Here is a 20,926-nt window from a genome sequence, read left to right on the forward strand (position 1 = left end):
CGACGCAATGTCACTCCCCGTTGTCCTCCACCAGCCGGTCCAGCACGGACTGCAGGACGTCCGCGCGGGCCCGGTCCTCGGCCTGAGCGTGTACGGCGCGCTGGAGCGCGAGGAGGTCGCGCCAGGCGGCCGGGTCCTGGTCCAGGACGGCGTCGACGACCGGGGCGGAGGTGAGGCGCAGGCACTCGGCGAGGTGGTGCCGGGTCCGTGCCGACGGGGCAGGGATCGCGTCAGAGGGCGGGAACGGGCGGGCGAAGCCGTCCGTGAGCCAGCGGGCCGGGTCGGACAGGCGCCATCCGGTCAGGGCGCCGTCGTGGATCAGCAGGTCGACGTCGGGGGCGATGCCGATGACTGCGTACGGCTGCCTGGCGAGCAGGCCCGGGGTGCGCAGACACACCAGCTCGGCGCCGTCCGAGGCGCAGCGGAACACGGTCGCCTGCGGCAGCTCGAAATCCGTCGGCTCACCCGCGCGGAGCCCCGCTGGGGCACTGCTCGGCACGGGTGCTTCCCGGCACAGTTTCGCGCCGTGGGGGGCGGCCCGCGGGGGCAGGTAGAACGTGGCGCTGCACAGCTCCAAGCGGTCCTTGTCGAACCGGAAGAAGTCGTTCTCCGACCACAGCCACTGCACGCTGCCGAAGGTGTCGGCCACCTGCTCATCCCGCTCGCGGGCGTCGGTGTAGCCGGCCACGATCAGTTGCTGCCCAGGCAGGTCGAGGCGCGGGGTGAACCGCAACGGACGCGCCGTCGACTCGGCATCGACCGTGCCGCCGACCGGGAACGCCGTTGGTTCCCGCGTATTCGCGCTTGCCGGTGGCCTCATGGCCCGGATGTGGACGGCCACTGCGCCCGGGTCTGGCTGCCGGCGGAGTCGTAGGCGGAGCTATCCCGTCCAGTGGTCGGCGGTCACGGCGGTCACCCGGCCGATGGCGTCCAGCTCGAGCGCGCGCCGGGGCGCCGGACCTCCCGTGCGTCGGCGTCGTAGGCGAACGTGAGCGGACTCGCGGATGGCTTGCCGAGCCCGTCGTCGACCCCGTCGTTGACCCCGTCCTTGAGAGCCCCGCCCGCGTCCTTCAGACCGTTGCCGATGTCACCGAGAAGACCCATGGCTACTGACCCCCGCCCTGCTGCTGTTCGGCGGCCTTGGCCCGCGCCTCGGGGGAGGGGCCGAAGGTGTCGTCGAGCCACTTGTCGTACTCGGCGTCGGACATGCCCGCGGCGCCGTGCAGGTTCTCCGGGTTGAGCCCCATCGGGCCGACGGTGTGCGAGGTCATGACGTCGCGGCCGGCGTCCTTCCAGCCCTGCTCACTGTTGGCCAGGGCCTGGTCGAAGGACTCCTTGCTGTAGTCCACGCCGCCGTACGCACCCGATTTCGCGATGTCGCCCCAGCCCTGCTGGGTGACCTCGTCCTCGGAGGCGTACGGGTTGCCGATCGCGGCGTTCGTGACGACCTTCAGCGAACCCTCGACGTACTGCTCGGTCTCGTAGTAGGTGCCCGCCGACAGGCCGGTCTTGACCGCGAACGCGTTGCCCTCGTTGACCAGCGAGCGCACTCCCCACTCCCACCGCTCGCAGAAGCTCTTGAAGTCGCCCGTCAGGCCCTCATGGCCCAGCTCCAGGCCGGACAGCGCGATGTCACCGAAGCCGCGCCCGGCGCCTGCCTCGCCGACCATGCCGAGTTCCTTCAGCTCCGCCAGCGCCTCGGTCAGACCCTTGGCGACCAGGCCCAGGCCGTCCGCCTGGAGGTCCTTGCCCCCGGCACCGCCGCCACCGCCCGTCACAGGCCGGCCCCAACCGGCCCCGCCGCGGTCGTCCCCGCGCCGTCGGCGCGACGCAGCCTCGGTACCTGTCGCGGCTCATCCGCCGCACCCCCGTGCTCAGCCATGCCGACCATCATCCGCAGCCGCCCCGCATCCTGCAACGCTCCTGCGTCACACCCCTGTCACAGCGGCGGATGCCCCTGCGCCCCGCCCGCCGAGCGGGCCGCGGCGATGTGGCGTTCCAGTTCTTCGCGGAGCGGAGCGGGGAGTTCGCCCGAGCTCGCGTACGTGACGAGGTGGCGGGCGACCTGCCGGGGCGCAAGGCCGGTCCGGGCGGACATCGCGTGCAGGACCTCCTGCCCTGCGGCGGGGGTGAAGCGGCCCAGGGCGAGAAGGACTCCGACGGCCTGGTCCATGACGGCGCGGCCGTGCACCACCTGCCTGAGGTGGGTGATCTGTGCTTCCAGCTCCGCCCTCTCCTGGGCCGCGGACGCGGGCTCGTCCGGGGTCGGGAGCAGGTGATGAGGCGTCAAGGACTTCTCCGGGGGCTCGGGAGAGGGGACGGACAGGAACGGACAGAACGGACGAGGGCGGGTAGGGCCGGCCGGGTCAGCGGCCGGCGAGGGTGCGGTGCGGCGAGTACCCATAAGCCGCCCGGTAATGGGCCGCGAACCTGCCGGGATGGTAGAAACCCCAGGCAGCCGCGACAGACGTGACGGTGGCGCCCCGCGACGGGTCGGCGCCGACCAGGTCCTGATGGGCCAGCGAGAGCCGGACGCGGCGCAGGTACGCGAGCGGCGTCGTGTCCAGGTGGCAGCGGAACGCGTACTGCAGGCCGCGGACCGTGACATGGGCCGCGGCCGCGATCCCCGCCACGGTCAGCGGCTCGGCAGCGTGCTCCTCCATGTAGGCGACCGCGGGGCGCAGCGACGCGGGCCGCGCGTCCCGGCGGTCGCTCGCCGTCGGCTCGGTGAGCGCGGTGTGGGGGAACGCGGCCAGGACGGCGCCGGCCAGGTACTGCGCCGCGGTGGCCGCCGCCAGCGGCTGCGCCGCCACCTCCGGAACGTGCAGGACGTGTTCGCGTACGTGGACGATGGTGCGCCGCAGGTGCTGGGCGGCGCCCTCGGACGTGGGCCGGTGCCCGGTCAGCCGGACCGGCCCTGCCGCCGCGTGCGGTGCGGTGGCGGCGACCTGGTTGAGCAGCGCCGGGTCCAGCATCGTGATGTTGTAGCGGGCGCCGCAGATCCGGTTCTGGTACGGCAGTTCGGGCGGGGCGAACGAGACCACGTCCCCGGGGCCGAAGGCGTCCTCGACCCCGGCGAACCCGTGGTCCTGGATGGTGCCGTCGTGGACGACGCAGAGGCAGATCCGGCCGAGCGGCGTGACGTCGCCCGCCATGGCGTCGCGCCGGATCCGTGCCCGGCTGGAGTCCGTGGTGCCGTTGCCGATGCGCATCTGCGCGTAGGCCTGGCTGAGGAACTCCTCGGTCGCCTCGATGTCGGTGCTGTCGAAGCGCAGGGTTTCCATGCCGCCTCCACCTCGTGCCTACCGCGCCTGCTCTCGTCCCAGAGCGCACGACTTCCGGGAAACGCGTCGGCGTGCCGGGGCGGAGACTTCGCCCGGTGGGGTTCGTTTTCTGGACAGCGGCGCGCGGGAGTGTTCGTTCCCGGTGTCGCGGGCCCGCACCGTTCCCGGCATCGTCGGACGGTCGGCTGACGGCAGGGGAGAGGCGGGAGGTGGCGACCGGTGGTGACCGATGACGAGCGGGACGGCGACCGGATCGGCTCCCTCGCCCTGATGCGGGCCGAGGCACGCCAGTTGCGCCAGGCCATCGCCTCGCACATCGTCGTCGACCAGGCGATCGGGGTCGTCATCGTGCTCGGCCGCCTCGCGCCCGAACAGGGCTGGAACGTGCTCAAGGACGTCTCGCAGCACACCGACACCAAGCTCCGCGAGGTCGCGGGGCAGGTGGTGGCGTGGGCGAACGGCGGGCAGCTGTCCGCTTCCGTGCGCCACGCGCTGGACTCGGCGTTGACCCGCTGCCACCAGGTGTCCTGACGCGCGGGGCCGTCGCGCCCCTCAGCTCAACTGCAGCCGCATCAGGGTCAGATCGAGCCAGCGGTCGAACTTCCGGCCCACCTCGCGCACCGTGCCCGCGTGCTCGAAGCCGTGGCGCTGGTGCAGCCGCACCGACGCCGTGTTGCCCGCCTCGATCCCGGCGATCATCACGTGCAGACCCGCCGCGCGGGCGGAGGTGACGAGCGTGCCGAGCAGCGTGGAGCCGATGCCCTTGCCGTGGTGGCCGTCGGCCACGTACACGGAGTTCTCGACCGTGTGCCGGAAGCCCGAGTAGTCCTTCCACGGGCCGTAGACCCCGAACCCGACGACGGCACCGGCGTGCTCGGCGACGTACGCGGAACCCCGCTCCAGGTGCGCCCCGAGCCAGGCCCCGCCCTGCGTACGGGACTGCGGCGTGTCCGTCCACAGCGCCGTGCCGTGCTCGATGGCGTGGTTGCGGATCCCGAGCACCGCGTCGAGGTCCTCGGGACGGGCCGGCCGGACGGTCACCGCCCGAGCCCCCGTCTCGTATGGTGGATTCATGTCCAACATCGTAGACCCCCTCGTCGAGCGGATCGGGGCGCGCGTCCGGGCCGAGCGGGACCGGCGCCGCTGGACGCTGTCGGAGCTGGCCCAGGAGTCCGGGGTGTCGCGGGCGATGATCCACCGGATCGAGCGCGGTGAGTCCAGCCCGAGCGCGGTCGTCCTGGGCAAGCTGTCCGCGGCGCTCCGGCTCAGCATCGCCACGCTGCTCGACCCGGAGGAGGTCCCGGACCGGGTCCACCGCGCGGACGCGGCCCCGCGGTGGCACGATCCGGAGACCGGGTACGTCCGGCGGCAGCTCTCCGGGCCCGGCTTCCCGGCCGAGGTGGCGGAGATCCGGCTGCCCGCCGGGGCCCATGTCCCCTACCCCGCCGCCGCGTTCGCCTTCCACCGGCAGATCATCTGGGTCGTCGACGGCCGCCTCACCTTCCACGAGGGCGCCACGGTGCACGAGCTGGCCGCCGGGGACACCGTCGAACTGGGCCCGCCCCAGCCGTGCGCCTTCGCCAACGAAACGGAGCAGGAGTGCCGGTACGCCGTCGTCCTGGTCCGCGGGGACGCCCCATGAGCGACCTCCCGGCTCTGCGGCGCGGCGCCGTCGGGCTGCTCGCCTGCAGCGCCGGGATCGCCCTCGCCAACAACTACGCCGTGCAGCCCGCCCTCGGCGACGTCGCCCGCTCCACCGGCACCTCCGCCGCCGCGATCGGCCTGGTCACCACCGCCGCGCTGGCCGGCTGCATCGCCGGGTTCGCCTTCCTGTTGCCGCTCGCCGACCGCACGGCACCCCGCCGCCTCGTCACGGGCCAGCTCCTCCTGCTCGCCGCCGGGCTCGGCCTCGCGGCGGCCGCCCCCGGGCTCGGCGTGCTGCTCGTCGCGTACGTGGTCATCGGCGCGGGCGCGAGCGTCAGCGCGTGCGCCTCGACGATCGCCGGACGCGGGGTGCCCCCGGCCCGGCGCGGCGCGGCCGTCGCGCTGGTGGCCGCCGGGATGTCCGCGGGGATCCTGCTCAGCCGCCTCGTCGGCGGGGCGCTCGCCGACGCCCTCGGCTGGCGCGGCATGCTGCTCGCCTTCGCCGGGCTCGTGCTGGCCTGCGCGGCCGGGGCGTGGCTGCGGCTGCCGGCCGGGCGGCCCGCGCCCACCGGCAGCTACCTCGCCACGCTGACGGCGCTGCCCGGCCTCCTGCGCCGCCACCCGGTGCTGCGCCGGGCCGTGCTCACCGGCAGCCTCTGGTACTTCGCCTTCAGCCTCGTCTGGGTCGCGCTCACCGTGCGCCTCGCGGAGCCGCCGTACGCGCTCGACGCCGCCGCGATCGGCCTCTACAGCCTCGCCGGGGCGCTCGGCTTCGCCGTGCTGCCGGTGGCGGGGCGGCTCGGCGACCGGTTCGGGCCGCGCCGGGTGATCTGCGCGAGCATGGCCACGGCCGTCGCCGGAGCCGCGCTGCTCTGCACCGGCCTCGACCGCCCGGCCGTCACCGCGGCGGGCCTCGCCCTGGTCGACGCGGGCTGCTTCACCGCGCAGGCCGCCAACCAGACGCGCATCCTCGGCGTCGACCCCCGCCGCGGCGGCAGCCTCAGCGGCGTCTACCTGCTGCTCTACTTCCTGGCCGGGGTCGTCGGCTCCGCGCTCGCCGCCCCGCTCATCGCGTCCGGCGGCTGGCCGGCCGCGTCCGGCGCGGTGCTCGCCGCGCTGCTGCTCGCCGGGGTGCTGGCCCTGCGCCGCGACCCGCGGGACGAGCGGCCCCGCGACGCGCGACGGCCGGGACGCGGACGTCCCGGCCGGTCAGGTGCGCGGTGGCTCAGCTCTCGGAGCGCCGGGCCCGCTTCTCCGCCTGCTCCGCGTGCAGCTTCTTGACGCGGACGTTCTCCTTGCGGACCTCCGCCTGCGTGGCCCGCTCCTTCTGCAACCACTCGGGATTCTCGTCCTTCAGGGCGGCGATCTGCTCGGTGGTGAGCGGCTCGGTGACACCGCCGCGGGCCAGGCCCGCGATGGAGACGCCGAGCTTCTCCGCGACCACCGGGCGCGGGTGCGGGCCGTTCGCCCGCAGGTCGACCAGCCACTGCGGCGGCTCGGTCTGCAGCGCGCTCAGCTCACTGCGGGAGACGACACCCTCACGGAACTCGGCGGGCGTGGCCTCGAGGTACACACCCAGCTTCTTCGCCGCCGTGGCGGGCTTCATGGTCTGGGTGCTCTGATGCGAACTCATGAGGTCAAGGGTATCGAGCGCGGGGCGCGCGCCCGACCACGCGGGACGGCGCCGGGTAGCCTTGCGGAGTGACAGGCACGGAAAAGAACCCCGCGGCGACCCCTTCGTTCCGGCTCGCGTACGTCCCCGGAGCGACCCCCGCCAAGTGGGTGCGGATCTGGAACGAGCGGCTGCCCGGCACCCCGCTCGTCCTCGTCCCGGTGGACGCGGGCGAGGCGCCGGACGTGCTGCGCCGCGGTGACGCCGACGCCGGTCTGGTGCGGCTGCCGGTGGACCGTACGTTCTTCAGCGCGATCCCGCTCTACACCGAGACCACCGTCGTACTGGTCCCCAAGGACCACGTCGTCTCCGCGGTGGAGGAGGTCACCCTGGCCGATCTCGCCGAGGAGATCGTGCAGCATCCCCTGGACGACGTCATGGGCTGGGAGCGGCCGCCCGGGCAGCCCGCGTTCGAGCGCCCCGCCACCACCGCCGACGCCGTCGAGCTGGTCGCGGCGGGCGTCGGCCTGCTCGTCGTTCCGCAGTCGCTGGCCCGGCTCCACCACCGCCGGGACCTCACCTACCGGCCGGTCGTGGACGCGCCCGGCTCGGACGTGGCGCTCGCCTGGCCGCAGGAGCGCACCACCGATCAGGTCGAGGACTTCGTGGGGATCGTGCGCGGCCGCACGGTGAACAGCTCCCGCGGCCGGGCCCAGGCACCGGACCCGCAGGCGAAGGCACAGGAGAAGAAGAAACCGGCCGCTGCCCGCAAGGCGGCCCCGGCCCGGGGCGCGGGCCGCCCCAAGCCCGGCACCAAGGGCACCAAGGGCACCAAGCAGGGAGCCAAGCGCGGCAGGCCCCGTAAGCGCTCGTAGGCAGCCGTACCGCGCGCGGCACGTTACGCGTCCGGCGCGCGGCGCGCTACGCGTCCGGCGGGGGGCCCGGCGCGCCCGCCCGCAGCCCGTCCATCACCAGGTCCAGCAGCCGGCCCGCCCGTGACTGCCAGTCGCTGTGCGGGTCGACCTGCCACAGACCCGCGATCGCCAGCATGAAGTCGTCCGGGGTGACGCCGGGCCGGATCGTGCCCGCCCGGGTGTTCGCCGCGAGCAGCAGCGTGACCGCCTCGGTGAGCGGCCCGTGCGCCAGGGTCTTGAAGGTGCCGCGCGCCGTCGTGGCCTCGCGCAACGCGTCCGCCAGGCCCGCCTTGGCCATCGCGTACTGGGCGAGCCGGTCCATCCACTCGCGCAGCGCCGCCTCCGGCGGCCGGGTGCACAGCAGCTGGCCCGCCGTCTCGGCGACCTGCTGGACCTCGTACCGGTACACCTCCAGGACGAGCGCCTCCCGGCTCGGGAAGTTGCGGTAGAAGGTGCCCTGCCCGACGCACGCCTTGCGCGCGATGGTGCTCAGCGGGGCGTCCGCCGAGCGCGTCAGCTCGGCCAGCGCCACCGCGAGGATGCGCTCGCGGTTGCGCTGCGCGTCGGAGCGCAGCGCCGACTGCTTCTTCGGAGGGTGCACGGCTCCTCCTCGGGTCGTGGCGGGGAAAGGTCCTTGCTGGGCGGACAGTTGTCCACTACGGTCGTGACCACAGAGTGGACAGGTGTCCGCTTCGTGCCGCCCCCACCATAGCGGCGACCGCGGCCGATGCCGACGCCGAACCCTCGCCCATTCTCCTGTACAGCGCTGAATTCTCCTCGCACCGGATACGCGAAAGAAGGCTGCTCATGGCCCCAGCGGGCATCTCTACGTCCAGCTCGATCACCTTGCACGTCAACGGAGAGAAGTACACGCTGCCCGTCGACCACCGCACCACCCTGCTCGACGCCCTGCGCGAGCGGCTCGACCTGACCGGCACGAAGAAGGGCTGCGACCAGGGCCAGTGCGGCGCCTGCACCGTGCTCGTCGAGGGGCGTCGCGCCGTGTCCTGCCTGACCCTCGCGGTCGCCGCCGAAGGGCGCGAGATCACCACCATCGAAGGCGTCGCCGACGGCGACGAACTCCACCCCGTGCAGCAGGCCTTCGTCGAGCTGGACGGTTTCCAGTGCGGCTACTGCACCCCCGGCCAGATCTGTTCGGCCCTCGGCGTCCTGCAGGAGCACGCGGACGGCTGGCCGAGCGCCGCGACCGAGGACGTCCGGCCCGAGGCGGGACCGCCACCCCTGACGCCCGAGGAGATCAGGGAGCGGATGAGCGGGAACCTGTGCCGCTGCGGGGCGTACGTGTCGATCGTGCAAGCCGTCGCCCGGGCCGCCGAGACCACGAAGGAGCCGGTGGCGTGAAGGAGTTCGGGTACGAAAGGGCGCTGGACGTCCCGGGCGCCGTGGCGGTGCTCGGCGCCGACCCCGAGGCGCGTTTCCTCGGCGGCGGCACCAACCTCGTCGACCTCATGAAGGCAGGGGTGGAGCGCCCCGCACGCCTGGTCGACGTCCGCGAACTGCCTCTGGGGGGCGTCGAGTCCACCGCGGACGGCGGCGTGCGCATCGGCGCCACCGTCACCAACAGCGACCTGGCCGCGCACCCCGACATACGGAGCCGCTACCCGGCGCTGATGCAGGCCGTCCTCGCCGGTGCCTCCGGACAACTGCGCAACATGGCGACCGTCGGCGGCAATCTGCTCCAGCGCACCCGCTGCGGCTACTTCACCGACGTCACCAAGGCGTGCAACAAGCGGGTGCCCGGCAGCGGCTGCCCCGCGATCACCGGCGAGCACCGCAACCACGCGATCCTCGGCGCCAGCGAGGCCTGCGTGGCCGTGCACCCCTCCGACATGGGCGTCGCGCTCGCCGCCTTCGACGCGGTCGTGCACTACGAGACGGCCGAGGGCGCGGGGGAGTTGGCGCTCACCGACTTCTACCTGCCCGTCGGCACCACCCCGCACCTGGAGACCGCGCTGCCGGCCGGTGCGCTCATCACGGCGGTCACCCTGCCGCCCGCGCCGGTCGCGGCCCGCTCCCGCTACCGCAAGGTCCGCGAGCGCGCCTCGTACGCCTTCGCGATCGGGTCGCTCGCCGCCGCCCTCGACGTGCGCGACGGGGTCGTGCACGACGTGCGCCTGGCCTTCGGCGCGGTCGCCTCCCGGCCGTGGCGGGCCCGCGCGGCGGAGCGCGCGCTGATCGGTTCGCCCGCCGACGCGGAGGCGTTCGCCGCCGCCGCCGACGCGGAGCTGGCGGCCGCGGAGCCCCTGGCGCAGAACGCGTACAAGGTGGCGTTGATGCGCAACCTCGTGGTGGCGCAGCTGACCGAACTCTCGCAGGAGGCCACCCGGTGACGACACAGACACAGACACAGACACAGACACAGACGACGCAGACGCGGGACGCTGCCGCGAGGAAGGACGCCGTCGGGGTCGCGCGCACCCGCATCGAAGGGGTCGCGAAGGTCACCGGCGCCGCCCGGTACGCGGCCGAGGTCCCCTTCGCCGAGCTGGCCCACGGCTGGCTGGTCCTGTCGACCGTGGCGCGCGGCCGGATCCGCTCGATCGACGACGCGGCGGTCCGCGCCCTGCCCGGCGTCCTGACGGTCCTGCACCACGGGAACGCGCCGCGGGTCAACGACGACGTCGTCGGTGCCCTCGGCCGCCCGGACCCGATCGTCGAGGTCTTCCAGCACGACCGGGTCCCGCACGCGGGCTGGCCCGTCGCCCTCGTGGTCGCCGAGACCTCCGAGCAGGCGAGGGAGGCCGCCGAGGCGCTCGTCGTCGCGTACGACGAGGAACCGCACGACGTCGCCTTCCACGCGGACCGGCCGGGCGTCTACACCCCCGAGGAGTCGGCGGCGTCCAAGGGCGACCTGGAGGCCGAACTCGCGGCGTCCGCGGTGGTGCTCGACGCCTCCTACACCACGCCCGAGCAGCACCACGGCGCCATGGAACCGCACGCGGTGACGGTGCGCTGGGAGGGCGGGCGCCTGGAGCTGTTCGACTCCAACCAGGGCAGCAAGTGGATCGCCGACGACCTCGCCAACCTGTTCTCGCTCGACCTGTCGGCGGTCCGCGTCCGCTCCGAGCACGTCGGCGGCGCCTTCGGCTCCAAGGGCCTGCGCGCGCACCACGTGGCCGCGGTGATGGCCGCCACCGAGCTGCACCGGCCGGTGCGCGTGGTGCTGACGCGCCGTCAGGTCTTCGCGACCACCGGCTACCGCAGCCCCACCGCGCAGCGCGTGCGGCTCGGCGCGGACCCGGACGGCCGGCTGCGCGCCTTCGGGCACGAGCACCTCAACCTCACCTCGAACCTGCGCGAGTTCGTCGAGGGCGGGGCCGGGTTCGGGCGCAGCATGTACGACGCCGTCGCGCACCACACCGTCAACCGGGTCGTGCCGGTGGACGTGGCGACGCCCACCTGGATGCGGGCGCCGGGCGAGGCCCCGGGCTCGTTCGGCGTGGAGTCGGCGCTCGACGAGCTCGCGGAGCGGCTCGGCATGGACCCGATCGCGCTGCGCGCCCGCAACGAGCCCACGGTGGGCCCGGTCTCGGGGCTGCCGTTCAGCAGCCGCAACCTCCTCGGCTGTTTCGAGGAGGGCGCGCGCCGGTTCGGCTGGGCGGAGCGCGACCCGCGTCCGCGCATGCGCCGCGAGGGCCGCTGGCTGCTCGGCACGGGCACCGCCGCGTCCACGTTCCCCTCGGGCGCCCTCCCGTCCACGGCGTCCGCGACCGCCGAGGCGGACGGCACCTTCACCGTCCGCATCACCGCGTCCGACGTCGGCACCGGCGCCCGTACGGCCCTCACGCTCATCGCCGCCGACGCGCTGGACGTGGCGCCGGAGCGGGTCACCGTGCTGATCGCCGACAGTGACTTCGGGCCCGCCTGGGTCGCGGGCGGCTCGATGGGCACGCGGTCGTGGGGGTGGGCCGTCATGGCCGCCGCCCGCGAACTGCGCGAACGGCTGCCGCTCGCCCCCGGCGAGATCCCGCCGGAGGGCCTCACCGTCCGGACGGACACCGCGGAGCTGATCGCCCAGCTCGCGCAGAAGGAGCGGTACTCCTACGGCGCGCAGTTCGCCGAGGTCGCGGTGGACGTGGCCAGCGGCGAGGTGCGGGTGCGACGGCTGCTGGGCGTCTTCGCGGCCGGCCGGATCATCAACCCGCTCACCGCGCGCAGCCAGTTCACCGGCGGTATGACCTGGGGCGTCTCCATGGCGCTGCACGAGGAAGCGGTCCGGGACGAGGCGACCGGCGGGCACGTCGGCGCCGACTTCGCCGGGTACCACGTCGCCGCGAACGCCGACATCCCGGAGATCCAGGCCGAGTGGATCGAGGACCTGGACCCCGACGACCCCGTCGGGATCAAGGGCATCGGCGAGATCGGCATCGTCGGCACGGCCGCCGCGATCGCCAACGCGGTGTGGCACGCGACCGGTGTCCGCCACCGCGACCTGCCGATCCGCCCCGACCGGGTGCTGCTCGGTGAGGCGCGGCGGGACGGGACGCATGCTTGATCTCGCCGCCGAGCTGAGCGCGTGGGCCGCGCAGGGCCGGGAGTTCGCCGTCGCCACCGTCGTCGCGGTGAGCGGCAGCGCACCCCGGCCGCCCGGCGCGGCCCTCGCCGTCGACGCCGCGGGCGAGGTCATCGGTTCCGTCTCCGGGGGCTGCGTCGAAGGCGCGGTCTACGAGCTGTGCGTCGAGGCCCTGCGGGACGGGACGGTCCGGCGCGAGGAGTTCGGCTACAGCGACGACGACGCGTTCGCGGTCGGGCTGACCTGCGGCGGCGCCGTGGAGGTGCACGTCGTCCCGGTCCGCGCGGACGCGCCGTCCCGGCCCGTGGTGGAGGCGGCGCTCGGTGCGGCGGCCCGCGGCGAGGCGGTGGCGCTCGCGCGGGTCCTCGACGGGCCCGGCGCCCTCGCGGACGGCGGCGGCCTGCTGCTGGTCCGCTCCGACGGCTCGTACGAGAGCGGGCTCGGTTCCGGCGACGACCCGGGGCTCGCCGCGCAGACCCGGGCCCTGCTGGACCTCGGCAGGACCGGCGTCCGCGCGGTGCCGGAGAGCTCGGCGCGGTGCGGCGGCGACGTCGCCCTGTTCGTCGAGTCGAGCGTGCCGCCCGCCCGGATGATCGTCTTCGGCGCGGTCGACTTCGCGGGCGCCCTGGTGCGGGTCGGCAAGCTGCTCGGCTTCCACGTGACGCTCTGCGACGCGCGGGGCGTGTTCGCGACCCCGACGCGCTTCCCGGAGGCGGACGAGGTGGTCGTGGAGTGGCCGGACCGCTATCTGCGGGCCACGGACACGGACGAGCGGACGGTGCTGTGCGTGCTCACGCACGACGCCAAGTTCGACGTGCCGCTGCTGGAGGTGGCGCTGCGGCTGCCCGCGGCCTACGTCGGCGCGATGGGCTCGCGCCGCACGCACGAGGACCGGCTCGCCCGGCTGCGGGAGGCCGGGCTCACGGAGCCCGAACTGGCGCGGCTGCGCTCGCCGATCGGCCTCGACCTCGGCGGCCGTACCCCGGAGGAGACGGCGGTGTCGATCGGCGCCGAGATCGTCGCCGTGCGGCGTGGCGGCAGCGGAGCGCCGCTCACCGAGGCCCGGGGGCCGATCCACACGACCCCGTAGGCCGGCGCCCGCCGGATCGCGCATGACTAATGCGGGGACCTGTACCTGTACCGGTACCGGTCCCCGCTGCGGTGTCGGCGCGGGCAGGTGCGGGAGCGGTGGTGATTGGTCCAGACCCATTGACGAAAGGTCTGGACCTCCCTACCGTGCGTCGTGTTCACGTCAGTGCGCGCGCCTCACCCCACCGGCGATCCCGCGGAGGCCCCCATGTCCGGTCGCACTCGCACCTCCCGTCTTCTCGGCGCCGCCCTCGCGGCCGCCGCCGCCCTGTCCACCGTGCTCGTCGCGGCCCCCGCGGCGCCCGCCGCCGACACCTGCGCGACCAAGGCCCGGCCCGCGGGCAAGGTCCTCCAGGGCTACTGGGAGAACTGGGACGGCGCGGCCAACGGCGTCCACCCGCCGTTCGGCTGGACCCCGATCACCGACCCGGCGCTCGCCCGGCACGGCTACAACGTGATCAACGCCGCCTTCCCGGTGATCCGCTCCGACGGCACCGCGCTGTGGGAGGACGGCATGGACACGAACGTCAAGGTCGCGACCCCGGCCGAGATGTGCCAGGCCAAGAGCGCAGGACAGACGATCCTGCTCTCGATCGGCGGCGCGGCGGCCGGGATCGACCTGAACTCCACCGCGGTCGCCGACCGCTTCGTCGCGACGATCGTCCCGATCCTGAAGAAGTACAACTTCGACGGCATCGACATCGACATCGAGACGGGCCTCACCGGCAGCGGCGCCATCGGACAGCTCTCCGCCTCCCAGGCCAACCTGGTCCGGATCATCGACGGCATCCTCGCGAAGATGCCCGCCGGCTTCGGCCTGACGATGGCGCCCGAGACCGCGTACGTGACCGGCGGCAGCATCACGTACGGGTCGATCTGGGGCGCGTACCTGCCCGTCATCAAGAAGTACGCGGACAACGGCCGCCTGTGGTGGCTGAACATGCAGTACTACAACGGGAGCATGTACGGCTGCTCCGGCGACTCCTACGCGGCCGGGACCGTCCAGGGCTTCACCGCCCAGACCGACTGCCTCAACAAGGGGCTCGTCGTCCAGGGCACCACCATCAAGGTCCCCTACGACAAGCAGGTCCCCGGCCTGCCCGCCCAGCCCGGCGCGGGCGGCGGCCACCTGACGCCCGCCCAGGTCGCGCAGGCCTGGAACACCTACCGCGGCGGCCTCAAGGGGCTGATGACCTGGTCGATGAACTGGGACGGGTCGAAGAACTGGACCTTCGGCGACAACGTGAAGGCACTGCAGGGGCGGTAGCCGCACCCGCGGTCAGGGCGCGGCGGGCCCCGGCCCGCGCCGCAGCCACCACGCCGCCGCCCAGGTCAGGGCGAGAGCGAGGGCGCCGCCGACCGCGGTCATCTCCACCCGCTCGACGGCGACCTCGACCGTCGCGTGCGCCCGGCCCGAGGAGAACAGCAGCAGCACGGTCGGGGTGAGGAACGCGGCGTACAGCAGGTCGTCGGGGAGGAGCGCGTAGGCGACCGTGAGCACCGCGCACAGGGCCGCCAGGACGAAGCAGAGCGCGGACGGGGCGACGACCGCCACGGCGACCGCCGCCACCGCGCCGAGCACCGTGCCCAGGGCGCGGTGCAGCACGCGCGCCCGCGTCTCGTGCACGGCCGGTACGAAGACCAGGCACAGGGTGAGCACGGCCCAGTTTCCCCGGGGCAGGTCCAGGGCGTCGCTCAGCAGGATCAACGCCACGCAGCCGATGGTGAGTTCGGCGGCGTGCACCGCGACCTCCCGGGCGGAGGCGGGCGAGGCGGGCAGCCGAAGCCGCAGGACGGCCGCCAGGACGATCACGATGCCCGCGCCGAGCCAGGTGGCCGCCGCCACGCTCCAGGGGTGGTCCGGGGCCAGGGCCGCGTACAGCACGAGGTTCGAGGGGAGCAGGGCCGCGGTGCCCGCGCTGCGCCGGTTGAAGGCGGCCTGCGCCGCGCAGGCGGCGGCCACGGCGACGAGCAGGGCCGGGGTGTGCCCGGCGACCAGCGTGCCCGCGGCGGCGGCGAGCCCCGCGCACAGGCCGGCCGCGCACTGTTCGACGGGCGTCAGCCGGCCGGCCGCGACCGTCATGAAGGTCATCCCGAGGTACACGGACTGGGCGATGCCGCCCTCCAGCAGCCACCACGCCACCACCACCGGCACCACCGCGGCCAGGACGAGCGCGGCGGCCCGCGCCACGAGCCCCGGCGGCGGCAGCCACCGCACGGCTGGACCGGTCACGGGAGGCTCCCTCTCTGTGGGGCGGGCGCACGCCGTTGACCTGCGACGACACGGGTCGGGCCGCTCCGGCGTCCGCTCCGCCCCACCCTAAAGGGGCGGCGGAGGCCCTGCCCGCCGGGCGGACGGCCCGCCCGTCCCGCCGCCCTCGCCCCCCGGCCCGGCAGCGCCGCTCCCGGCGCCCGGCCCACCGTTCCCGCCCGCCGCCGCCGAGCCCCGGGCCACCTCCGCCTCCAGGCGTCCGATGCGGCTCAGGTAGCGCAGGTGGGAGGCGACCTTGACGCGCAGCAGCCAGGGGTCGAGCGGCTTGGTGAGGATGTCCCGCACCTGTAACTCGTACGCCTCCTCGGCGAGTTGCGTGTGCCGGAACAGGCCGGTCAGCAGGAGCACCGGGATGTGGGCCGTCTGGTCGAGCCGGTGCAGGTGCCGGGCCACCTGTACCCCCGTCATGCCCGGCATGACGACATCCAGGATGATCAGGTCGATCCCGCCCCGCAGCACCGCCTTCAGGGCCTCCTCGCCGCTCTGCGCCCGCCGCGTGGCACAGCCGAGCGGGGCCAGGGCGCTCTCCAGGGCGAAGAGCGACTCCTCGTGGTTGTCCACGAGCAGAACCGTGAGTTGCGTGGGCATGGCACCGTCCAGGAACTTTTCTCCACGATGCGCGATGCCATCCGCGTGACGACAGGGGCCGGACGGCCCTCACCTGGAGCACAGCGGCCCCTTGCCGAGCGTTGGCGACATGATCATCACAGGAGTAGCGTGCCCCCGACGGCGCGCGAGGAGGCAGGACATATGACCCATACGGTGACCGCCGGGCTGGCCACGATCAAGGACGACCTGGCCGCGCTCTACCGGGACCTGCACCAGCATCCGGAACTCTCGCTCCAGGAGACGCGGACGGCCGCGCTGCTCGCCGGGCGGCTGCGCGACGCGGGCTTCGACGAGGTCGTCGAGCGGATCGGCGGCACCGGCGTGGCGGGCGTACTGCGCAACGGCGCCGGACCGGTCGTCATGGTCCGCGCCGACATCGACGCGCTGCCCGTCGAGGAGCGGACCGACCTGCCCTACGCGAGCCAGGTCCGCGGCGTCGACCCCCAGGGCCGCGACGTGCCGGTCATGCACGCCTGCGGGCACGACATGCACGCCGCGTGCCTGTCCGGCGCCGCCGCCCTGCTGGCCGGGGCCCGCGACCAGTGGTCGGGCACGCTCCTCGCCGTCTTCCAGCCCGCCGAGGAACTGGTGCGCGGCGCCCGCGACATGGTCGAGGACGGCCTCTTCGCGCGCTTCCCGAAGCCCGACATCGTGCTGGGCCAGCACGTCGGCCCGCTGCCCGCCGGGTTCATCGGCCACGGCTCGGGTCCGGTCATGGCCGCGTCGGACTCGCTCGACGTGACACTGCACGGCCGCGGCGCCCACGGCTCGCGGCCCGAGGCCGCCGTGGACCCCGTCCTGATGGCGGCGAACGTCGTGACCCGGTTGCAGGGCGTCGTCAGCCGGGAGGTGCCCGCCGCCGAGACGGCCGTGGTCACCGTCGGCCGCCTGCAGGCCGGCACGAAGGAGAACATCATCCCGGCCACCGCCGAGCTGGGCATCAACATCCGCACCTACACGCCGGAGGTGCGGGCGCTGGTCCTCGCCGCCGTGGAGCGCGTCGTGCGGGCCGAGTCGCAGGCGAGCGCGGCGGTCGCCGAGCCCACCCTCCAGTGGCTGCCCAGCGCCCCCGCCCTGGTGAGCGACCCCGACGCCACCGCCAGGACGGTGGAGGCGTTCGCCGCGCACTTCGGGCGGGAGCGTCTGCTGCCGATGCCGCAGGTCAACGCGAGCGAGGACGTGGGCGTCTTCGGCGAGGCGCTCGGCGTGCCCACCGTGTTCTGGTTCTGGGGCGGACTCGAGACGCAGACGGTGCTCGGCGCACTGCAAGAGGGCCGCCTCGACACGCTGCCGAGCAACCACTCGCCGCACTTCGCGCCGCTCGTCGAGCCGACGCTCAGCACCGGCGTCGAAGCCCTCGTCGTCGCGGCCCTCGCCTGGCTCGGCGCCCCGGCCTGAACAGGGCCCGGAGCCCGGGCCGGGCTGGGGCCCGCCGTCTCGGCCCGACCGCTCACACCGGCAGCAACCGGCCGATCAGCGTGCTCAGTTGGCGTACGGTGCGGCACTCGTACATCGGCACGACCTCGCCGTACGCACCGGCCGCCGAGTCGCCCGTGTCCCACTGGGAGCGGGGCTCGGGGTTGAGCCAGTGCACGCGGCGGGCCGAGCGGGCGACACGGCGCAGCGCCGCCACGTTCGGGTCCAGCTGGTTGGTGCGGGCGTCGCCCAGGACGAAGACCGAGGTCCGCGGGGTGACCGCCGACGCGTACCGCTCGGCGAACTCGCCGAGCGCCGACCCGTAGTCGCTGCTGCCGTGCCACCCCGTGACGCTCGCCTCGGCGGCGATCCGGTCCCCGAGCCCCTCCGGGTCGGCGGTGCCGCGGGCGATGAGGTCGGTGACCTCGTCGGTCCGGTTCACGAAGGCGAAGACCCGGACCTTGCTGAACTCGTCGTGCACCGCCTGCACCAGCAGCATCGTGAAGTTCGCGAACCCCGCCACCGAGCCCGACACGTCGCAGAGCAGGACGAGTTCGGGCCGGGCCGGGCGGCGCCTGCGCAGCACCGGGCGCATCGGGACCCCGCCCGTGGAGAGCGAGCCGCGCAGTGTGCGCCGCAGGTCGATCCGGCCGCGCGCGGCCCGGCGCCTGCGGGCGGCGAGCCGGGTCGCCAGCTTGCGGGCCAGCGGGTGGACGGTCCGGCGCACCTCGGCGAGCTGCTCCTTGCTCGCGTATAGGAAGACCGTGCGGTCGGGGGTGCGCACCGGGACGCGCCGGGCCATCTCGTCCGTGCCGCGCCGCTCGGCGACCCGGCGCCGCGCCTCGGAGCGGACCTGCTCGCGGAACTCCTCGATCCGGCGCCGGATCTCGTCCGCCTCGATCCGGTCGGTGAACGCGTCGGAGCCGCCCCCGCCGGCCCCCCGGACGCCCGCCATGATCCCGGCGAGCAGGGTCTGCGGCCGCAGCCGGTCCAGGGTCTGCATCGAGGAGAACCCGTCCGCGTCGTAGCGGCCGAGCCCCTCGACGGCCTCGGCGGCCAGCCGTGCCGTCGCCGTCCGGTCGCCCGCGGCCAGCGCCGCGGCGAGCTGCTCGCGCAGCGCGTCCCGGTCGAAGGCGTCCCCGTCCTGCCCAGGGGCCCCGACGTCGCGCGGGAAGTACAGGTCGAAGACCGGGTCGAAGACGGCACGCTGCCCCTGGTCGTGCAGGAGCGCCGCGGCGAGACCCTCGCGCAGGTGCTCGCGCCGGTCGAGACCGAGCGCGGCCACGGCCCGCGCGGCGTCCACGCTCTCGCCGGTGCCGATCCGGATGCCGTGCGTGCGCAGGCTGCGGACCAGGGACGTCACCCGGTCCGCGACCGACGGGGTGCTCACACCGCGTCCAGGTCGAGCTTGGCCGTGGCGCGCTCCACGTCCTCCTGGTGCTTGAGGACGACGCCGAGCGACTGCCGGACGACCTCCTCGTCCAGCCGGTCCGCGCCGAGGGCGAGCAGGGTGCGCGCCCAGTCGACCGTCTCCGCCACCGAGGGCACCTTGCGCAGGTCCATCGCGCGCAGCGCGCCCACCACCCGGACCAGGGACTCGGCGAGCACCGCGTCGAGCTCCGGCACCTTCAGCGCGACGATCCGCCGCTCCAGCTCCTCCTCGGGGAACCCGATGTGCAGGAACAGACAGCGGCGGCGCAGCGCCTCCGACAGCTCCCGGCTCGCGTTCGAGGTGAGCACGGTGAAGGGGCGGCGCGTGGCGGTGATGGTGCCCAGCTCCGGCACGGTCACCTGGAAGTCCGAGAGCACTTCGAGCAGCAGCCCCTCCACCTCCACGTCCGCCTTGTCCATCTCGTCGACGAGCAGGACCTTCGGCTCGTCGCCGCGGATCGCGGCGAGCAGCGGCCGCGCCAGCAGGAACTCCTCGCTGAAGATGTCCGTGCGCGTCTGGTCCCAGGTCTCGTCCCGGCCCGCCGTGATGCGCAGCAGCTGCTTGGCGTGGTTCCACTCGTACAGCGCACGCGACTCGTCGACGCCCTCGTAGCACTGGAGGCGGATCAGCCGCGCACCGCCGATCGCGGCGACCGCCTTGGCCAGCTCCGTCTTGCCGACGCCCGCCGGGCCCTCCACGAGCAGCGGCTTGCCGAGCCGGTCCGCGAGGAAGACGGTGGTGGCGACCGCGGGCGAGGCCAGGTAGCCGGTCCCGGCCAGCCGTGCGGTGACATCGTCCACGGAAGCGAACACCGGGTCCTCCAGCTCGTCAGGGTGCGGAGTGCCAGCTGATCAGCTGCCCGGTGTCCTCACAACCGGCCCGCGCCCTTCATGGCGAACGTCACGTCACGCCGGGCCCGCCACCGGCTGCCGCGTCCGGTGCGCACCGCCGATCTCCTCCCCGTACCGCTGCGCGAGCCGCAACGTGGCGGTGGCCGCCGCCCGTTGGGTGAGAGGCGCCGGGTCCCCGGTCCACCACTGCGTGTCGCCCTCGATGCGCCGCAGCAGGATGCCCTCGCGGATCGCCCAGGGGCAGACCGTCAGCGCGCGGACGTCCATCAGCTGCATCGCCGTGTGGCCGACGAGCGCACCGGCCAGGGACTGGGTCGCGCGCGGCGCCGAGATCCCGGGCAGCTCGGCCCGGCGGGCGGCGGGCAGCGCGGCCAGCTCCCCGACGGCGTGGCGCAGGGCCTTGCGGGTGAGTTCCCGGTCGACGAAGGGCCCGTGCCGGCCGGCCGGCGCCCCGCACATCCGGGCCAGCTGTGTGAACGTCCGGGACGTGGCGACCATGGTGACCGGGCCCTCCCAGCGGACCCGCGCCGCGACGTCCCGCAGCTGGTGGCGCACATGGCGGCGCAGCTCCTTGAGAGCGGCCTGCGTGGGTGCCTCCGCGCCGGGCAGGTGCTCGCGGGTCAGCCGCCGGGCGCCCAGCGGCAGCGAGACGGCGAAGTCGGGCAACCGGCCCCGGCCGAGGGCGACTTCCAGCGTGCCGCCGCCGATGTCGAGGACCCCGAGCGGCCCGGCCCGCCAGCCCATCCAGCGCCGCGCGGCGAGGAACGTCAGCTCCGCCTCCACCTCGCCGGGCAGCACCCGCAGCCGCGCCCCGGTGCCCTCCTCGACGGCGCGCAGCACCTCGTCCCGGTTGGGCGCGTCGCGCACGATGGCCGTGGCGAAGGCGAACGGCTCGTCACTGCCCCACCGTTCGGCCTCCGCGTACGCCTCGGCCACCGCCGCCACGATCCGCTCCACCGCCCGCGGCCCGAGTCTTCGGTCGCCGCCCACCTCTTCGGACAGGCGCAGTCGGCGCTTGGCCGTGTGCACCGGCAGCGGCGCGCCGTCCCGCGCGTCCGCGATGGCCAGCCGCACCGTGTTCGAACCGACATCCACCACACTGATTCGCATGATCGTTCGGTTACCCGTAAGTCGGGTCCGGCAAAGCCGGGTCCGCCGCGCGAGGTGCCCTAGGTGTACTGACCCGTGAGGTTGGGGACGCGGCTGGCGGGTGGTTGGCCCGCGAGCGCGGTGTGTCCGCGGTGGTGATTGTAGGTGTGCAGCCAGCCG

General features: G+C 74.4%; 23 protein-coding genes. 10 read left to right on the plus strand and 13 right to left on the minus strand.

Going from position 1 to position 20,926, the window contains the following annotated elements; translation table 11 throughout:
• Positions 1–10: 10 nt before the first annotated feature.
• From ACIBW6_RS31620 to ACIBW6_RS31640, 5 genes are all read right to left on the minus strand, one after another.
• Entirely contained in the window at positions 11–820 is an 810-nt protein-coding gene (locus ACIBW6_RS31620) for a hypothetical protein (RefSeq protein WP_399065697.1), read from the minus strand.
• Between the two features lie 92 nt (positions 821–912).
• Positions 913–1,104 (minus strand): hypothetical protein, encoded by a 192-nt coding sequence (locus ACIBW6_RS31625; protein ID WP_399065698.1) that lies wholly within the window; start codon positions 1,102–1,104, stop codon positions 913–915.
• Positions 1,105–1,106: 2 nt separating this feature from the next.
• Complete coding sequence (locus tag ACIBW6_RS31630; protein ID WP_399065700.1) at positions 1,107–1,778, minus strand: hypothetical protein; 672 nt, start codon at positions 1,776–1,778, stop codon at positions 1,107–1,109.
• Between the two features lie 161 nt (positions 1,779–1,939).
• On the minus strand, positions 1,940–2,290 hold the full coding sequence (locus tag ACIBW6_RS31635) for an ANTAR domain-containing protein (RefSeq protein WP_399065702.1): 351 nt from the start codon (positions 2,288–2,290) through the stop codon (positions 1,940–1,942).
• Between the two features lie 76 nt (positions 2,291–2,366).
• Complete coding sequence (locus tag ACIBW6_RS31640) at positions 2,367–3,284, minus strand: helix-turn-helix transcriptional regulator (RefSeq protein ID WP_399065705.1); 918 nt, start codon at positions 3,282–3,284, stop codon at positions 2,367–2,369.
• Positions 3,285–3,503: 219 nt separating this feature from the next.
• On the opposite strand from ACIBW6_RS31640, the gene ACIBW6_RS31645 reads away from it, so the two are divergent.
• Positions 3,504–3,815: an ANTAR domain-containing protein gene (locus ACIBW6_RS31645; protein ID WP_399065707.1), complete on the plus strand. Its 312-nt coding sequence runs from the start codon at positions 3,504–3,506 to the stop codon at positions 3,813–3,815.
• Between the two features lie 21 nt (positions 3,816–3,836).
• On the opposite strand, the gene ACIBW6_RS31650 is transcribed toward ACIBW6_RS31645, so the two are convergent.
• A complete protein-coding gene (locus ACIBW6_RS31650; RefSeq protein ID WP_399065709.1) occupies positions 3,837–4,358 on the minus strand; it encodes a GNAT family N-acetyltransferase in 522 nt (173 codons plus the stop codon).
• Between ACIBW6_RS31650 and ACIBW6_RS31655 the strand changes: the two genes are divergently transcribed.
• Entirely contained in the window at positions 4,357–4,926 is a 570-nt protein-coding gene (locus ACIBW6_RS31655; protein WP_399065711.1) for a helix-turn-helix domain-containing protein, read from the plus strand. The genes ACIBW6_RS31650 and ACIBW6_RS31655 overlap by 2 nt on opposite strands.
• Complete coding sequence (locus ACIBW6_RS31660; RefSeq protein ID WP_399065714.1) at positions 4,923–6,209, plus strand: MFS transporter; 1,287 nt, start codon at positions 4,923–4,925, stop codon at positions 6,207–6,209. Before ACIBW6_RS31655 ends, ACIBW6_RS31660 begins: the two co-directional genes overlap by 4 nt.
• On the opposite strand, the gene ACIBW6_RS31665 is transcribed toward ACIBW6_RS31660, so the two are convergent.
• On the minus strand, positions 6,154–6,561 hold the full coding sequence (locus ACIBW6_RS31665) for a DUF5997 family protein (protein ID WP_399065716.1): 408 nt from the start codon (positions 6,559–6,561) through the stop codon (positions 6,154–6,156). The genes ACIBW6_RS31660 and ACIBW6_RS31665 overlap by 56 nt on opposite strands.
• 68 nt (positions 6,562–6,629) lie before the next feature.
• On the opposite strand from ACIBW6_RS31665, the gene ACIBW6_RS31670 reads away from it, so the two are divergent.
• Positions 6,630–7,415 (plus strand): LysR family substrate-binding domain-containing protein, encoded by a 786-nt coding sequence (locus tag ACIBW6_RS31670; protein WP_399065718.1) that lies wholly within the window; start codon positions 6,630–6,632, stop codon positions 7,413–7,415.
• 46 nt (positions 7,416–7,461) lie between these two features.
• Here the strand turns inward: ACIBW6_RS31670 and ACIBW6_RS31675 are convergent, their stop codons facing one another.
• Entirely contained in the window at positions 7,462–8,055 is a 594-nt protein-coding gene (locus tag ACIBW6_RS31675; RefSeq protein WP_399065720.1) for a TetR/AcrR family transcriptional regulator, read from the minus strand.
• Between the two features lie 206 nt (positions 8,056–8,261).
• On the opposite strand from ACIBW6_RS31675, the gene ACIBW6_RS31680 reads away from it, so the two are divergent.
• The 5 genes from ACIBW6_RS31680 to ACIBW6_RS31700 all read left to right on the plus strand — a co-directional run bounded on the left by ACIBW6_RS31680 (position 8,262) and on the right by ACIBW6_RS31700 (position 14,344).
• Positions 8,262–8,816 carry a (2Fe-2S)-binding protein gene (locus ACIBW6_RS31680; RefSeq protein WP_399065722.1) on the plus strand — a complete coding sequence of 185 codons (555 nt, stop codon included), beginning with the start codon at positions 8,262–8,264 and terminating at the stop codon, positions 8,814–8,816.
• A complete protein-coding gene (locus tag ACIBW6_RS31685) occupies positions 8,813–9,805 on the plus strand; it encodes an FAD binding domain-containing protein (RefSeq protein ID WP_399065724.1) in 993 nt (330 codons plus the stop codon). The genes ACIBW6_RS31680 and ACIBW6_RS31685 overlap by 4 nt, the downstream gene beginning before the upstream one ends.
• Entirely contained in the window at positions 9,802–11,970 is a 2,169-nt protein-coding gene (locus ACIBW6_RS31690; RefSeq protein WP_399065726.1) for a xanthine dehydrogenase family protein molybdopterin-binding subunit, read from the plus strand. Before ACIBW6_RS31685 ends, ACIBW6_RS31690 begins: the two co-directional genes overlap by 4 nt.
• Positions 11,963–13,078 carry an XdhC family protein gene (locus ACIBW6_RS31695; protein ID WP_399065728.1) on the plus strand — a complete coding sequence of 372 codons (1,116 nt, stop codon included), beginning with the start codon at positions 11,963–11,965 and terminating at the stop codon, positions 13,076–13,078. Before ACIBW6_RS31690 ends, ACIBW6_RS31695 begins: the two co-directional genes overlap by 8 nt.
• A 207-nt stretch (positions 13,079–13,285) precedes the next feature.
• Positions 13,286–14,344, plus strand: a complete 1,059-nt coding sequence (locus ACIBW6_RS31700; RefSeq protein ID WP_399065730.1) for a chitinase — start codon at positions 13,286–13,288, stop codon at positions 14,342–14,344.
• A gap of 12 nt (positions 14,345–14,356) precedes the next feature.
• On the opposite strand, the gene ACIBW6_RS31705 is transcribed toward ACIBW6_RS31700, so the two are convergent.
• Positions 14,357–15,310 carry an FUSC family protein gene (locus ACIBW6_RS31705; protein ID WP_399065732.1) on the minus strand — a complete coding sequence of 318 codons (954 nt, stop codon included), beginning with the start codon at positions 15,308–15,310 and terminating at the stop codon, positions 14,357–14,359.
• An 87-nt stretch (positions 15,311–15,397) separates the two neighbouring features.
• On the minus strand, positions 15,398–15,937 hold the full coding sequence (locus ACIBW6_RS31710) for a two-component system response regulator (protein ID WP_399065734.1): 540 nt from the start codon (positions 15,935–15,937) through the stop codon (positions 15,398–15,400).
• 162 nt (positions 15,938–16,099) lie between these two features.
• Here ACIBW6_RS31710 and ACIBW6_RS31715 point away from each other — a divergent pair, with 162 nt between their 5' ends.
• A complete protein-coding gene (locus tag ACIBW6_RS31715; RefSeq protein WP_399065735.1) occupies positions 16,100–17,356 on the plus strand; it encodes an amidohydrolase in 1,257 nt (418 codons plus the stop codon).
• Between the two features lie 52 nt (positions 17,357–17,408).
• Here ACIBW6_RS31715 and ACIBW6_RS31720 read toward each other — a convergent pair whose 3' ends face one another.
• From ACIBW6_RS31720 to ACIBW6_RS31730, 3 genes are all read right to left on the minus strand, one after another.
• Positions 17,409–18,764, minus strand: a complete 1,356-nt coding sequence (locus ACIBW6_RS31720; protein WP_399065737.1) for a VWA domain-containing protein — start codon at positions 18,762–18,764, stop codon at positions 17,409–17,411.
• Entirely contained in the window at positions 18,761–19,618 is an 858-nt protein-coding gene (locus tag ACIBW6_RS31725) for an AAA family ATPase (RefSeq protein WP_399065739.1), read from the minus strand. Before ACIBW6_RS31725 ends, ACIBW6_RS31720 begins: the two co-directional genes overlap by 4 nt.
• 93 nt (positions 19,619–19,711) lie before the next feature.
• Positions 19,712–20,767: a Ppx/GppA family phosphatase gene (locus ACIBW6_RS31730; protein WP_399065742.1), complete on the minus strand. Its 1,056-nt coding sequence runs from the start codon at positions 20,765–20,767 to the stop codon at positions 19,712–19,714.
• Positions 20,768–20,926 lie beyond the last annotated feature (159 nt).

Source organism: Streptomyces sp. NPDC049813 (genome assembly GCF_044465085.1).
Lineage (GTDB): Bacteria > Actinomycetota > Actinomycetes > Streptomycetales > Streptomycetaceae > Streptomyces.

Coding starts and splice junctions, on each gene's coding strand:
- ACIBW6_RS31620 (WP_399065697.1), bottom strand. CDS start 820: ATGAGGCCACCGGCAAGCGCGAATACGCGGGAACCAACGGCGTTCCCG.
- ACIBW6_RS31625 (WP_399065698.1), bottom strand. CDS start 1,104: ATGGGTCTTCTCGGTGACATCGGCAACGGTCTGAAGGACGCGGGCGGG.
- ACIBW6_RS31640 (WP_399065705.1), bottom strand. CDS start 3,284: ATGGAAACCCTGCGCTTCGACAGCACCGACATCGAGGCGACCGAGGAG.
- ACIBW6_RS31655 (WP_399065711.1), top strand. CDS start 4,357: ATGTCCAACATCGTAGACCCCCTCGTCGAGCGGATCGGGGCGCGCGTC.
- ACIBW6_RS31650 (WP_399065709.1), bottom strand. CDS start 4,358: ATGAATCCACCATACGAGACGGGGGCTCGGGCGGTGACCGTCCGGCCG.
- ACIBW6_RS31660 (WP_399065714.1), top strand. CDS start 4,923: ATGAGCGACCTCCCGGCTCTGCGGCGCGGCGCCGTCGGGCTGCTCGCC.
- ACIBW6_RS31665 (WP_399065716.1), bottom strand. CDS start 6,561: ATGAGTTCGCATCAGAGCACCCAGACCATGAAGCCCGCCACGGCGGCG.
- ACIBW6_RS31680 (WP_399065722.1), top strand. CDS start 8,262: ATGGCCCCAGCGGGCATCTCTACGTCCAGCTCGATCACCTTGCACGTC.
- ACIBW6_RS31695 (WP_399065728.1), top strand. CDS start 11,963: ATGCTTGATCTCGCCGCCGAGCTGAGCGCGTGGGCCGCGCAGGGCCGG.
- ACIBW6_RS31700 (WP_399065730.1), top strand. CDS start 13,286: ATGTCCGGTCGCACTCGCACCTCCCGTCTTCTCGGCGCCGCCCTCGCG.
- ACIBW6_RS31710 (WP_399065734.1), bottom strand. CDS start 15,937: ATGCCCACGCAACTCACGGTTCTGCTCGTGGACAACCACGAGGAGTCG.
- ACIBW6_RS31715 (WP_399065735.1), top strand. CDS start 16,100: ATGACCCATACGGTGACCGCCGGGCTGGCCACGATCAAGGACGACCTG.
- ACIBW6_RS31730 (WP_399065742.1), bottom strand. CDS start 20,767: ATGCGAATCAGTGTGGTGGATGTCGGTTCGAACACGGTGCGGCTGGCC.